The 13667-nt window shown below is 49.0% G+C and carries 15 protein-coding genes and 1 other RNA gene; 5 read left to right on the plus strand and 11 right to left on the minus strand.

What is annotated here, in order from left to right:
* Nucleotides 1–18 precede the first annotated feature (18 nt).
* Nucleotides 19–930 carry a hypothetical protein gene (locus ACOJUN_RS22815; protein ID WP_422134148.1) on the plus strand — a complete coding sequence of 304 codons (912 nt, stop codon included), beginning with the start codon at nt 19–21 and terminating at the stop codon, nt 928–930.
* Between the two features lie 28 nt (nt 931–958).
* On the opposite strand, the gene recR is transcribed toward ACOJUN_RS22815, so the two are convergent.
* From recR to ACOJUN_RS22840, 5 genes are all read right to left on the minus strand, one after another.
* Nucleotides 959–1558, minus strand: a complete 600-nt coding sequence (gene recR / locus ACOJUN_RS22820) for a recombination mediator RecR (RefSeq protein WP_422134149.1) — start codon at nt 1556–1558, stop codon at nt 959–961.
* A gap of 108 nt (nt 1559–1666) precedes the next feature.
* Nucleotides 1667–1993: a YbaB/EbfC family nucleoid-associated protein gene (locus ACOJUN_RS22825; protein ID WP_317146116.1), complete on the minus strand. Its 327-nt coding sequence runs from the start codon at nt 1991–1993 to the stop codon at nt 1667–1669.
* 91 nt (nt 1994–2084) lie between these two features.
* The gene (dnaX, locus tag ACOJUN_RS22830; RefSeq protein WP_422134150.1) at nt 2085–4094 is read right to left on the minus strand and encodes a DNA polymerase III subunit gamma/tau; all 2010 of its coding nucleotides are present in this window, start codon (nt 4092–4094) and stop codon (nt 2085–2087) included.
* 126 nt (nt 4095–4220) lie between these two features.
* Nucleotides 4221–4317, minus strand: an RNA gene (gene ffs / locus ACOJUN_RS22835) — signal recognition particle sRNA small type.
* A gap of 98 nt (nt 4318–4415) precedes the next feature.
* Nucleotides 4416–5777 (minus strand): L,D-transpeptidase family protein, encoded by a 1362-nt coding sequence (locus ACOJUN_RS22840; RefSeq protein WP_422134151.1) that lies wholly within the window; start codon nt 5775–5777, stop codon nt 4416–4418.
* Between the two features lie 694 nt (nt 5778–6471).
* Between ACOJUN_RS22840 and ACOJUN_RS22845 the strand changes: the two genes are divergently transcribed.
* The 4 genes from ACOJUN_RS22845 to ACOJUN_RS22860 all read left to right on the plus strand — a co-directional run bounded on the left by ACOJUN_RS22845 (nt 6472) and on the right by ACOJUN_RS22860 (nt 8351).
* A complete protein-coding gene (locus ACOJUN_RS22845; RefSeq protein ID WP_422134152.1) occupies nt 6472–6729 on the plus strand; it encodes a hypothetical protein in 258 nt (85 codons plus the stop codon).
* Between the two features lie 334 nt (nt 6730–7063).
* On the plus strand, nt 7064–7447 hold the full coding sequence (locus tag ACOJUN_RS22850; RefSeq protein WP_422134153.1) for a DUF2237 family protein: 384 nt from the start codon (nt 7064–7066) through the stop codon (nt 7445–7447).
* Nucleotides 7448–7549: 102 nt separating this feature from the next.
* Nucleotides 7550–8065: a ProQ/FINO family protein gene (locus ACOJUN_RS22855; RefSeq protein ID WP_422134154.1), complete on the plus strand. Its 516-nt coding sequence runs from the start codon at nt 7550–7552 to the stop codon at nt 8063–8065.
* A gap of 4 nt (nt 8066–8069) precedes the next feature.
* On the plus strand, nt 8070–8351 hold the full coding sequence (locus ACOJUN_RS22860) for a peptidylprolyl isomerase (protein ID WP_422134155.1): 282 nt from the start codon (nt 8070–8072) through the stop codon (nt 8349–8351).
* Nucleotides 8352–8387: 36 nt separating this feature from the next.
* Here ACOJUN_RS22860 and ACOJUN_RS22865 read toward each other — a convergent pair whose 3' ends face one another.
* The 6 genes from ACOJUN_RS22865 to ACOJUN_RS22890 form a co-directional block, all read right to left on the minus strand.
* On the minus strand, nt 8388–9161 hold the full coding sequence (locus tag ACOJUN_RS22865; RefSeq protein ID WP_422134156.1) for an enoyl-CoA hydratase: 774 nt from the start codon (nt 9159–9161) through the stop codon (nt 8388–8390).
* A gap of 3 nt (nt 9162–9164) precedes the next feature.
* Entirely contained in the window at nt 9165–10322 is a 1158-nt protein-coding gene (locus ACOJUN_RS22870; RefSeq protein WP_422134157.1) for an acyl-CoA dehydrogenase family protein, read from the minus strand.
* Between the two features lie 125 nt (nt 10323–10447).
* Nucleotides 10448–11623, minus strand: coding sequence for a thiolase family protein (locus tag ACOJUN_RS22875; RefSeq protein WP_422134158.1), 1176 nt, complete (start codon nt 11621–11623; stop codon nt 10448–10450).
* A 281-nt stretch (nt 11624–11904) separates the two neighbouring features.
* A complete protein-coding gene (locus tag ACOJUN_RS22880; RefSeq protein ID WP_422134159.1) occupies nt 11905–12183 on the minus strand; it encodes a hypothetical protein in 279 nt (92 codons plus the stop codon).
* A 198-nt stretch (nt 12184–12381) separates the two neighbouring features.
* Nucleotides 12382–12957 (minus strand): chalcone isomerase family protein, encoded by a 576-nt coding sequence (locus tag ACOJUN_RS22885; protein WP_422134160.1) that lies wholly within the window; start codon nt 12955–12957, stop codon nt 12382–12384.
* Between the two features lie 93 nt (nt 12958–13050).
* A complete protein-coding gene (locus ACOJUN_RS22890; protein ID WP_422134161.1) occupies nt 13051–13638 on the minus strand; it encodes a DUF924 family protein in 588 nt (195 codons plus the stop codon).
* Nucleotides 13639–13667: the final 29 nt, after the last annotated feature.

Raw genomic sequence — 13667 nt, forward strand, 5'->3', positions numbered from 1 at the left:
GTGTTATGGTGTATTCCAATGGCTGTTGGCTTATCGACAATTTTTGGATTTTTTGCTGCCTGGATGCCTCTGGAATCTCCCTGGGTGGATGTAGCAACAGACACCCCGGAGGATTTCAACCCTCATTGCCACTATCAGGTTGAGTTCGATCAAGCCTGGTTCTTTGCAGCCGCCGTCAATAAAGATGCTCTCTTGTTTACCCCCTACGGCAGCCTGGAAAATGCCGAGACTTATATACTCAAAATTTCTGCCGCACAAAAAAACACTCTGATCGTTGAAAGCAGTGACGGCACCAGTGAAAAACCTCTTGGCTTTGAATCCATTCGCAGATGGTGCCCTTCTGTTCCAGAGAAATTAGATCTCAACAGCAACAGCAGCTTTAATCCTGACTGTTTCCATTGGATCAATGGAGAACAGGCTTTTTACAATTACCTGTCCACCTGTTACAACAAAACCCGGCTTGAACTGATACCCGAAGACTTCGGCGACCAGAAAACCGTACTGAAAGCCCATATTCAGTCGGACAGAAAAAATACTACCCTTGTTCAGAAAGCGGATGGACAAGCCAGCAAAGTGCCGACCCATACAATACTGAGCCAGTGTCAAAATATTGAATGGAAAGAGTTTCCTGATTCGGATTCAACTAAAAAAGTGATTCATGAAGCCAGAGGCAGAAAGCTTCAGGCCAGCAGCTTCAGCAGAAATTGCTTTTATCGAGTGCAGCTCGATAGTGACACAAGCTGGCAAACCGCTTTTGGTACAGATAATGGCGGCTTCACCCTCTATATCAACACTTATTTTCCGGATTCTTTACCAGGCACACAGAAAACCATTGACTGGATGACGACGGACCAGTACACCCGAATACGAACAGGTGAAGCGAAAACCACGGGCCTTGTAAATCGAATTCAGTACTTTTGTCCTAAGTAAACCAGGACATCTCCTGGCCTCTGCTGCTTTATAGTTCAAGCTTTCGTCGGCCTGCCAATGCGTGGGCCAGAGTGCCGCCGTCAACGTATTCCAGCTCACCACCCAACGGCACACCATGTGCTATCCGGCTGGCTTCAACGCCCATATTTTTGAGCTCTTCTGCAATAAAGTGAGCCGTGGCTTCACCCTCAACCGTCGGGTTAGTTGCCAAAATGACTTCTTTAACCTGAAAATCGGACACTCGCTCCAGCAAGTCGGTCACACCGATTTCGTCAGGACCAACTCCATCGATCGGTGAAAGGTGCCCCATAAGAACAAAATAGCGTCCGGAATAGCCACCGGCCTGTTCCAGGGCCATTACATCAGAAGGGTTTTCTACCACACAAAGTGTTGATTTCTCGCGACCCGGATGACTGCAAATATCACACAATTCACTCTCGCATAATGTTCTGCAAGACTTGCAGCGCCCAACCCCTTCTGCTGCTTCGGTGAGAGCTTTAGCCAGCCGAAGTGCACCCTCCCGGTCTTTTTCCAATAGATGCAACGCCATTCGCTGGGATGACCTGGGCCCCACCCCGGGCAAACAACGCAGGGATTCTATCAATTCCTTGATCAGAGGACTGAACATAAATGCACTCAAATTCCGGTCAGGGCCCACCCACCTTGAGTAGACCCTGGTAGCCAATGACTGTCCAAAGGTGTTTTGAACGAATAGCCTGCTGCAAGAAAATGACGCTTAAAAAGGCATCTTGAAGCCAGGCGGCAGACCCATACCAGCGGTCAGACCACTCATTTTATCCTTGCTGTTTTCTTCCACTTTACGTACCGCATCATTCACTGCTGCCGCCAGCAAATCTTCCAGCATTTCCTTGTCTTCTTGCATCAGGCTTGGATCGATTTGGACATCCTTGACATCATGACGACCGTTCATAATCACTTTCACCAGACCGGCACCAGACTCACCAGTCACTTCAGCGTTCGCCAGCTCTTCCTGGATACGCTGCATGTCTTCCTGCATTTTCTGGGCCTGCTTCATCAGGTTACCCATACCGCCCTTAAACATAAAAACTCCTTTACGTTATCTTTTGGCTTATTAAAAGCGACGAACTAAACACAAATACAACCGCCGGATGATTGAAATACCCGGCTATTCATCACTTAACGACATTGCCAACTGGCTGAATACTGTCTTCGATGACGACAGCAGAAAATTTATCAATCAGACTTTGCACATGCTGATCATTAAAAATACTGGAGCGAGCATCAGCCATTCGTTCAGCCATTTTGCGCTCTCGCCAGGCGGCAGGCGTTTCTGCCTGAACCTGACCAATTTCCACCTGAACCCTGAGCGGCTGATCAAAATAGTCGCTCAGCGCTTTCTCAACCCTTTGCCGATGCATGTCGTTGTACAAAGTACTTCTGCCACTATCCAGTCGCAGATCGACTCTACCTGCTGAATGACTGACATACTCAGAGTGAGAGGCAATCGTTCGGGTCACACCACCCAGAGGAAGACTTCTAAAAACAGGCACCCAGGACTGAACATTCAGATCAGCAAAAGAAATTCTTTCTTCAGGAGCAGAACCCTGAACAGGTTCTTCTATCACCTGTGCTGACTCTGGCTCTGGCTGAGCGACCGTCTCTCTTGATGCCTGCTCAGATGCATAAGCTTCATAAGTGGATACCGATGGCGGAACTCCATCCTCCTCCACTTGCTGTTTCTGAGAAGCTTCAACCGTTGGCGGAACTTCTTCATCGACATTTTGATCAGGCCCGCATACCTGAGCTGGCTCCAGACTGGATGGCGTTGAAGGAGAAAAATCTTCCGGCAAGAAATTTTCTGTAATAGCGGTAACAGGCCGCTCAGCTGAGGCCTGAGGTTGATATTCTTCAGTCACAGGCGATGACAGAGGACTTTCAGGCTCGCTTGTTTCAGTATCCCTCTGCTGCTGATTTTCGGACTGCAATACTGCAGCAGGCTCAGGTTCCGGATCAGGAGATGATACAACAGGTTCTGAAGCCTCTGTTGACTGAGCCTCCACTTCACGCCGGGCACTTTGTGGCACCTGAATGGCAACAGGCTCAGGTCTGAATGCCAGCATTCTCAAGAGAGCCATTTCGAAGCCGCCCCGTGGATCCGGCGCCAGCGGAAGATCTTTTTTCCCGACCAGACCGACCTGATAATAGAGCTGAACGTTTTCAGCCAGCATATTACCCGCCAGCTCCAGAACCTGCTCACGATCACCCTGACTATTGTCCACTGCCTCTGGAACTGCCTGGGCAATGGCAATCCGATGCAGCATGGAAAGCATATCGTCCAGCACTGCCCCATAGTCCGGTGCATGTTCAGCCAGGCTGGCAACAGCGGCCAGGACTTCAGGAGCCCCACCCGAAGAAAGTGCCCTGACCATCTTCATGACCTGGCCCTGATCAATGGTACCGAGCATGGCACTGACTTCCTGCTCGGTTACCTGACCATTACCGAATGCGATGGCCTGATCGGTCAGGCTCAGAGAGTCCCTCATACTGCCATCGGCTGCTCTGGCCAGCTGCCAGAGGGCCGGACCTTCAAAAGGGATAGCTTCCTGGCCGAGAATATTTTCCAGGTGACCGACAATCCTTTCCGGCGTCATATTTTTCAGCCCAAACTGTAAACATCGCGACAGAATGGTGACCGGTAACTTCTGAGGATCAGTGGTAGCCAACAGGAACTTTACATGGGGAGGTGGTTCTTCCAGGGTTTTTAGCAACGCATTAAAACTGTGCACCGAGAGCATGTGCACTTCGTCAATCAGATAAACCTTATAACGCCCTCTGGTAGGAGCGTACTGGACATTATCAAGCAGCTCCCTGGTATCTTCCACCTTGGTTCTGGAAGCAGCATCCACTTCAATAAGATCAACAAAACGACCTTCATCAATTTCGCAACAGGCAGCGCACTGCCCACAGGGAGTAGAGCTGACACCTGTTTCACAGTTAAGGCACTTGGCAAGAATTCTGGCAATCGTTGTCTTACCCACGCCTCGTGTGCCCGTGAACAGATAAGCATGATGCAGCCGATCCTGGTCCAACGCATTGACCAGAGCCTGTAATACGTGAGTCTGGCCCACCAGCTCTTTAAAAGAACGGGGTCGCCATTTGCGTGCAAGAACCTGATAGCTCATTGAAAAGCTTAAATACCGGTAACTGAAACTGAGGACTCTATGCTAACCAAGAAAGCGAAAGAATGCACGATTCACAGGGGTCTGATAAGGATATTTCAAGGACAGGGCAATACAGATGGAGGCAAACCCCACCAGCCACACCCCGGCACATGACGTCACTGCTACCGTTGCTCCCTTCCGGGCCTGGCGGGGTTCACAGCTGATCATTGCGAGGGGACCGACAGGGCCCACCAAAAAAACAGACGTCTCGTCTGGATGCAGCGCATTTTCCACAAAACGCCCTACTCCGTCAACTACTTATAGTGTCTCTCTGCCAGATGTTCAAAACCAGCTGGTCATGGCAGCGTCCTGCTGATAGATATCTTCTCTGAACCGGACTCTGCCCGATTCATCGGGCCAGGCTGTAAAGTAAACAAAATAGATAGGCACAGGCTGGAAAAGCATTCTTTTGTACGTCAGCTCTCCAGGGGTGGTTTTGTGCACCCACGCCATAGATTGCTGATGAAAGATGGTTTGGATCAAATCGGCAATCCCTTCAACCCGGGTACAGCCTGAACTAAACATCCTCCTTTCCTCTGCAAACAGCTCAGGCTTATCCGTATCGTGGAGATAGACACCGAACGGATTCGGCAGATCCAGCTTAAAGCGCCCTAATCGGTTTTTCTCACCGGGTTGCTGCTCAAGCCGGTAACGAAATGTTCCGGGCGTCAAGGATCGCCAATTGACTTTATCGATAGCAACAGCAGGTGCCCGGTCCTCCCAGCTTTCATAGACGACGAAACCTTCACGCTTTAAAAATCCCGGTTCTTTCCTTTCAGCCCTTAACATCGAATGGGCGGCTATAGAATGAGGAACTTTCCAGACGGGATTGAATGTCACACTTTCGACCTGATCATTGAAAACCGGCGTCTGCTTATGACGCATTCCAACGATCGCCTTATGAATCTTCTGATTGGTTTTATTCTTGACCCAGGCAACATTGAAACCCGCAATATCCACACGAATGTGAGGGTATGGCAGTGTCGATGGCAACCAGCGAAGACGTTCAAGATTAGCCTTAAGCGTTCTGATTCTTTCGTGAGTTATGGCTAACAATGCCTGACGCGTCATGACCCCCAGCCTGCCATCCGGCATCAGATCAAACTGAAGCTGTACTTGCGTCAGGACATCCTTATGCGCTTGAGTGTAAACACTTCCTTCCAAATGCTCTGCAAGATCCAGATCCATCAACCACTGATTCAGGCGGACAACAGCAGAGTGCCGGTCATCTTTGAAGAAAATCAGATCATCCGGAAATTCCTGAGCAGCCACCAGGCTCCAGTTCTTGAGTTTTTTCAGACTGTTGATCAAAGCACGATATTGGGGAAGGTCAGGCTCAAGACCCTTAAGGTCATCAATGGAATAGCGTTGCGATTGATCTTTTTCTTTACGTGGCTGGTCATCTATCTGCCAGCCTGGCTGAAACAATCTTTTATCAAGACGCCCTCTATCAACATACAAAGCGTACCGACGAACTATTTGTTGAAGTGCTGCAGAAGAAGGACTGGCAACCAGGCGCTGCCAGTCCGGGTCCTCCACAGGAATACCCTGTTCTGGTAAACCGGCAATCCAGTTGATATAAGCAGTATTATCGGCCTTGGCATAAAGCGTGAACCCAATCAGCATGACAACCCATCTATGCATAATATCCTCGTTTTCAGCTGCGCCCCGGGGACAGACAATGTCTGGGGAAACAAAATCAGTGGCTAAGTACCTGGCCAGTTGGTTTCGCATATTCTGGCGAGTGAATTTTTTCATCCTTCAAGGCGCAACGACGGGCGCGTAGCCTTAGCTACGCAACCAGAGTTGGAACGCAGAAGGATGGAAAAAGCCGCCATCCAGAATATGCGAAACCAACTGGTTAGGTACTTATATGAAGACTAAAGAGCGCTGCAAACGATCAGGCAAAGCGGAGGCCTGGCTGGCCGACAAAGAGCAGATTTCATTAGTGGGTGGTTGCCCGTATTATTTGCAGTGACAAAAATCTGTCAACTCAATGAGAAAAAGCACTCGCCGACGGGATTCACTCTGGAACGATATGTAACCCACGATCCCAATCGTAACGTAGCACTATGAGGAACAACTCAAAAAAAGCCACTTACGTAGTCACCCCAAACAAAGGAAAAACGCACCAAAATAGGTATTAACACCCGCCTTTCTATCATTGGCACGGGCTGTGCATATTATCCTCCCACAACGAGCAGCCCGTCCGAAGAAAGGATGTCAGGACAACAGGTGAACAGGATTCATTATTTTTAATGTTGAAAGTACGTTTAGCTCAAACAGATCACTTTTTAGCTAAACACGCACTTTTCGACCAAGGCGATTTGGAACAAGAATGAGCAAACCTGAACAAAGTCACATGGAAGCTTATCTGAAATACCTCAGAGCCAATGTGCAGCTGAAAGAAAAACATCAAGAAATCAACAACCTCAGATTAGAAGAAACTGTCAAGACAGAAGGTTCTTTAAACGTTAAAGACTCTTTAGCGCTTGAAGCCGAATATCTAAGAAGTATTTATAAAGTCCTGCCAAGAGAACAGGCCCTGCAAATGACTCTCAAACAGGCAAAAAACCACACCTCTATCAGACCTTGATACAAGCAGTGATGCCTTAAAACAAAGTAAACGACTGTGTCTACAAACAGCAATAAGAATCAAGGTCCTGATACTCCTCTCTTTACCGTCAGGATCTTATACCAATCGAACTTTCTAACTCCCTATTGCGCTGAAGATTTGAGCCTTAATCCTGCGTTGGCGATCGTCGCCATAGCTAAGGCTATGACTCCTCACGCCGCCTTGTCTTAAGGCTCAAATCTCCATGCTCATCACGGGAGTTAGAAAGCACGATTGGTATTACTGAAAATTCTTCATTGACTGCCGAAGCAACCTGCTGTTAACTCTCACCTCAGGACTGTCTGCGGAAAACGGCATGAGCACATCGGCTTCTGATCAAAAAAATGTTCTCGGGGAACCTCTTCAACCCTGTTGCCTTGATCCTGTTACCGGAATCTACCGGGATGGGTATTGCCATACTGACAAGAATGACATTGGACAGCACGTTGTCTGCGCCAGAGTCACTAAGGATTTCCTGGAGTTTTCCCTCGAACAGGGTAACGACCTGATTACCCCCAATCAGGCCTACCGTTTTCCCGGACTCAAAGAAGGCGACCAATGGTGTCTGTGTGCACAGAGGTGGATACAAGCCTATGAAGCCGACGTCGCCCCTCCAGTCTACCTGAGATCGACACACGAAAAGGCTCTTGAAATGATCAGCTTTGGTGTATTGAAATCTAAAGCCCTTGATATTCATTAATAAACGACACAAGTGTTCGGTTTCAAAACATATCATTAGAAGTCCACAATGCAGTACAATTGCACAGAACAAACATCCCAAGTAATCAGTCATGAGCACAATATGCACAATGCAGAAAGAGAAGATCTGACTATTTCAAGGGCAGATACTCAATGCAGTAACCTTTCTTCTTCTGATGAACAGACTTCAGCTAACGATAGAGATGAAATATCCAGTTCTGAAGCACTCCGCCTGATCAGGGAACGCTGGCCTGAAGCCTTTCGGGTGGCTTCACCGCGCCCCCTTAAAGTCGGCATCCATAATGAAATGAATCAGACCGGTGAATTTCCGGCCAGCACCATCAAAAAAGCCCTGAAACTCTTTACTCAGCAGGATCGCTACCTATCATCGATCAAGGAAGGCAGAAACCGCGTCGACCTGAATGGCAAACCTGCCGGCAAAGTCAAACTGAAAGAAGCTGTCAACGCCGAAATTCTTCTGTATCAGAGACAACTGACTCGCCAGAAAAAGAACGAACGAGTCTTTGTGGGGCAACTCAAACTGGTAGTGACCGGACAACCCGCTCAAAGTGACACTTGCAAAACGGCCACTAACCAAAATTCAACCACTCAGGAGTAATCTTATGGCGACTGCCGGTGCCAGACACATCCTGGTTAAAACGCAGGAAGAAGCAGAAAAGCTCAAAAAGCAGCTGGACAAAGGGGCTGACTTTGGCCAGCTGGCCAAAAAACACTCCCATTGCCCCTCTGGCAAGAAGGGAGGAGACCTTGGAGAATTTCGTCAGGGACAAATGGTAAAAGCCTTTGACCAGGTGGTGTTTCGAAAAGAAGTTCTTAAGGTTCATGGTCCGGTCAGAACTCAATTCGGCTTCCACTTGGTACAAACACTGTTTCGCAACGACTGACACTCAAATAGCAACCCGGCCAAGCCGGGTTTGGCTTTACTCGTAGCGCCAATCAGGTGAGCGCTTTTCCAGAAAAGCCTTAACACCTTCATTTTGATTCTGACCTTTAAACAACTTCAGGAACAGATCTCGCTCAACAGCGTACCTATTGCTTGAGGAAAGCCGATTCATTTGAATCAGCTTTTTACTGGCGACAACAGAATCAGGGCTTTGCTGACTGACCTTTTCAGCAAGCTCCCGAGCCATTGAACAGGCCTGCCCCTGCTCTACGACTTCTTCCACCAGACCAATCTGACAGGCTTTCTCTGCGTCCACTTTCTCACCCAGCAATATTATCCGCTTGGTCCAGGCTTCGCCCACCAGCCACATTAAATTTTGAGTACCACCTGCACAAGGCAGCAGACCCACTGATGCTTCTGGCAGCCCCAACAAGGCCTGTCTTTCAGCCACTCTCAGATCACAGGCCAGCGCCACTTCAAGCCCACCCCCCAGGGCAAACCCATTGATTGCTGCAATAGAGATGCCCTTAAATTCTGTCAGTGTTTCAAAAGCCATGCCAAATGCTTCCGCCATGGGCCGGGCCTGCTCAGGCGAAACATCGGCAAACAGCTTAAGATCGGCTCCGGCACTGAAAAATCTTTCTTCTTCAGAGAAAATAATCAGGGCGGTGACCCTCGGATTTTCATTCAAGTCATCAACCATCTCTTGAAGGAGCTTCAGACTTTCCAGTGTCCAGGTGTTGGCCGGCGGGTTATTCAGTTGGATGGTGGCGATATGGCCTTCGAGAGAAAGCTTCAAAAGATCAGACATAGTTCATTCCAGTCCTGCGTATTCATCAGCCAGAATTCTACGGGCAATGATCAGTCTCATTATCTCATTGGTCCCTTCCAGAATCTGGTGCACCCGGGTATCTCTGACATGCCGCTCAAGAGGATACTCATTGATGTAACCATAACCCCCATGGAGTTGCAGCGCCTCATCACAGATTTTAAAACCAACATCCGTGGCAAAACGTTTCGCCATGGCACAATAGGCAGTGGCTTCAGGGTCTTTTTGATCCAGCTTGAAAGCTGCGAGCCTGACCATCTGCCTGGCTGCCGTCAACTCTGTGGCCATATCGGCCAGCCGGAACTGCAAGGCCTGGAACTCGGCCAGAGCTTTTCCAAATTGCTTACGCTCCCTAAGGTATTCTCTGGCAGTATTCAGCGCCTGCTGAGCAGTACCGACAGAGCAGGTGGCTATGTTAATTCGACCACCATCCAGACCTTTCATAGCAAGAGTGAAGCCTTCTCCCTCCATACCCAGAAGAGAGCTGGCGGGAATCCTGACATTGTCAAAACTTACCAGCCGGGTTGGCTGACTTTTCCAACCCATTTTCTTTTCGTTACGACCATAAGTAATTCCTTCACTGTCGGCAGGAACCGCAAAAGCAGAGATACCTTTTGGACCCTCTTGCCCCGTTCGGGCCATGACCAACAGCAGACTGGTGCTGCCCGCACCTGAAATAAACATTTTCGAACCGGAAAGGATATACTCGTCTCCTTCCCTGACGGCACGGGTTTTCAGAGAAGCAGCATCACTCCCGGAACCCGGTTCTGTCAGGCAATAAGAAGCCAGTTTTTCACCCGTCACCAGAGCCTCACTCCACTCGGACAGCACCTCATCGCTGGCAGCCAGTCCTACCATCCAGACGACCATGTTATGGATGGTCATATAAGCCGTGGTTGACGTACATCCCATGGCAAGCTGTTCGAAAACCAGACTTGAGTCGAGCCGTGATAACCCCATCCCCCCCATTGATTCAGGTGCATACAGGGATAAAAATCCCAGTTTGCCAGCTCTTCTGAGGGTCTCAACGGGAAAAGTGCTATCTCTATCCCAGTCAGCCGCATGGGGTAACAGCTCTTGCCGGGAAAACTGGGCGGCAAGATCACGGAAAGCGATTTGATCTTCTGTCAGGGTAAAGTTCATTAACGGCCTCTTATTGTTTGTAAGCCTCAGGAGCCTGCCGGACTTCAGAAAACCATTACAGACTCCTTTTGCTTGTGGCGATTAATAAACGACCAAGTCGTCAAAAATCCTGAGCTCAAGACACATTAAATAAGCTCAAGTGCGATAGCAGTAGCTTCACCACCACCAATACAGAGGGATGCAACACCTTTGCTGCCCCCCTTCTTTTTCAGGGCATTAAGAAGCGTCACAATAATTCGGGCGCCACTGGCTCCCAGTGGATGGCCCAGCGCACAGGCGCCACCGTAGACGTTGACCTTGCTGTGATCCAGACCCAGCTCTTGCATGCACGCCATGGTGACAACCGCAAAAGCTTCATTGATTTCAAACAAGTCTACATCTTCTGCCTGCCAATCCACCTTTTCCAGCAATCTACTGATAGCAGCAATGGGGGCAATAGTAAACTCCGCCGGTAACTGGGCATGGCTCTGATAGCCTTTGATGCGTGCAACAGGTGCCAAACCTTTGGCCAAAGCATCTTCTTCACGCATCAAAACGAGGGCCGCCGCACCGTCGGAAATAGAGCTGGAGTTTGCTGCTGTGACAGACCCGTCCTTCTCGAACGCGGGTCTCAGCTGCCGAATCTTTTCAGGACGGGCCTTGCCGGGCTGTTCATCCACCGTAACTTGACCATTACGACGTGTTTCCACCGGAGCAATTTCATCTGCGAATGCCCCTTCCTCATTGGCAGCCAGGGCTCTTCTCAGTGATTCCAGAGCATAGTCATCCATCGATTCTCTGGATACTTCAAATCGTTTGGCGGTTTGCTCGGCAAAAACGCCCATGGCCTGGCCTTCATAGGCATCTTCCAGCCCGTCAGTGAACATGTGATCTTTAATCTCTCCGTGCCCTAATCTCAAACCTGAGCGAGCTTTTTCCAGAAAGTAGGGCGCATTCGTCATACTCTCCATACCGCCTGCAACCACGGCGTCAGCCTCGCCCAATTTTAGCTGAGCCGCGCCCATCATGACGGTTTTCATGCCTGAGCCACACACTTTATTGACAGTTGTCGTGCAAGTAGAGTCCGGCAGACCTGCTCCTCTGGCTGCCTGTCTGGCGGGAGACTGACGACAGCCTGCAGGCAACACACAGCCCATCAGAACTTCAGAGATATCGGAGGGAGAAAGGCCACTTTTCTCAAGGGCAGAACGGATAGCAACAGCGCCCAGTTCAGGCGCTGAGACGTCTGAAAGGCTCCCCTGGAAACCTCCCATGGGAGTACGTGAAGCTGAAACGATGACAATACTAACTTGATCAGACATGGTAATCTCTTGTTTTTGTTGATGCTAAATGCACATACGGCAAAAAGCTCCATTGTACAATACATCTGCACTTCGTCTGCACTTCATCGCACTGAAACGATTACGGCAGAACAGCGATACAATACAGCCAGTATCCGACAGAACTGACCGACTCTCAAACATTCTACTGCAAGAGAGGACAAAAAATACCACCCTGAACATTTGGACTCGTGATTGCACTTCTGTGACAGGCACCTCTAACCTGAGAAGGCAAGATGTATGGGGGGGGAATATTAATTCAGTTAGATGCAGCTATCATCCGCAATATCAAAGCATCCCCACTCGAGGAAGAGGCCTTCAACTTCGCGGATAGCTTCTTTGTCAGCACTACTGATGTGCCTCAGGACAGCATTGGCCATGACTGAAGCCAGATCACTTTTTAGCGACTCTCCCAAACCCGCTGGCAGGCGGAGAATGACATCCCCAAAGAGAATCGTGCTACCCTGGGTTACCCGGATAACATATTCCCCCTGGGTCGATTCAGTCATGGTGAGAACGGCTTTTTCTATAGACTTACTCATCAGTTTCTCCTCTTGGCTGATCGACGACACCTCTATCCATGCATCGGCTGAGAAGAGAAAAACATTGCTTGAATTCAGGTCATAAATACCTGACCGGTTAGTTTCGACTTTAGCAGCGGAGGAAAGTGGCCTTGTGAGCAGCCCCGAAGACAAAACCGAAAGCAACCTATTGTGAAAAGCACTATCTTGTGAAAAGCTCTACCCCTTGGCATTCAAACCCAGAATACCTTCCTTAAACTTCTGGTTGGGCGGGGTTTCACCAATCCAAACTTTAAGTATTGCGTTGAATAGTTTCTTGCCGGGTATGATCCCCTTTTCCTCCCCGGCAATAATGACTCTAGCTCCCTTACCAGGGATGTATTCAAAGGTTCCAGATTCTCCTTTGCTCAGAGTGCCATCAATCATGCCCATAAACTGAGCGATACCTTTTTCCAGCTCCTTCTGCTCTTCCTCAGATGTATTAATCTGAATCGCTTCGTAAAAGGCATTGGCCATACGTCTCGCACTCATTTTCGATAACAGAATGGTGAAGCTCATTCTCTGATAACTTTCTTCAGAGAGTATGCGGGATACGTCAGTGGTGGGGTTTTCAAGATAGAGTGCACCAATGTAACCGTCTACCACCAAATACCATGTTCGAACTGCTGCACCCTGAAGTTGCAAAACAGTGTCGTCTGACTTCACAACATCAGGGATCTCCACACCCTTCATCGAAAGAGCCTGAGCTGACTGCCAGAGGGCCATCCCAAATGCGACAATAAACAACTTTTTCATAAGTATCCTTTGGGTATTATTATTGTTTGTCGCGACATATTACAGCAGCTGATACTTTATTCCCATTTTTACCACGGACATGGCGAAAAAAGCTCAGAAAGATGATCCAGGCTGCTGAAGAAAGCTCAATTCTTCATCGGTACTCTCACGTTCCAGCAGGCTGTTGCGATGAGGAAAGCGTCCAAATCTGGCAACAATATCACGATGTCTGACAGCAAAATCCAGTGAACCTGCGAGGTATTGTTGATAGCCATCTCCAGCCCCGCCAAGAATGCTCTCAAACAGCCTCACACATTGCTCCTGATCTTCAAGCGACTCACTGTGCATGAAAGGCATGACAAAAAAAGCCTGTTGCAGCTCTGTCAGCTGATCCAGCTGACCCAGCTCTACACCCTCTCTGGAAATCGTCAGAGCAGTATGATCGTACTGAAAGGATCTGGGATCGCCCCGGAACATATTCCGGGGAAACTGATCCAGCGCAATAATCGCTGCCAACCGCCCTTCAGCGGATTCCAGCCACTCGTCGCACTCTCCGGACTCTATCGCCTCCGGCAAGCCAGCAAATTGATTGCGGATCTGCTGATCCTGAGCCTCACTTTTCTTCCACCAGCGAGACATTTGCACATCGCCAAGGGGTTCACCTTCAAACCAGAAACCCAAAACTTCCTGAAAACTTTTCATATTATTAACTCCCTTGATCGCGTCAGTTG

The sequence above is a fragment of the Endozoicomonas sp. ALD040 genome, from assembly GCF_049275945.1.
Classification (GTDB): domain Bacteria; phylum Pseudomonadota; class Gammaproteobacteria; order Pseudomonadales; family Endozoicomonadaceae; genus Endozoicomonas_A.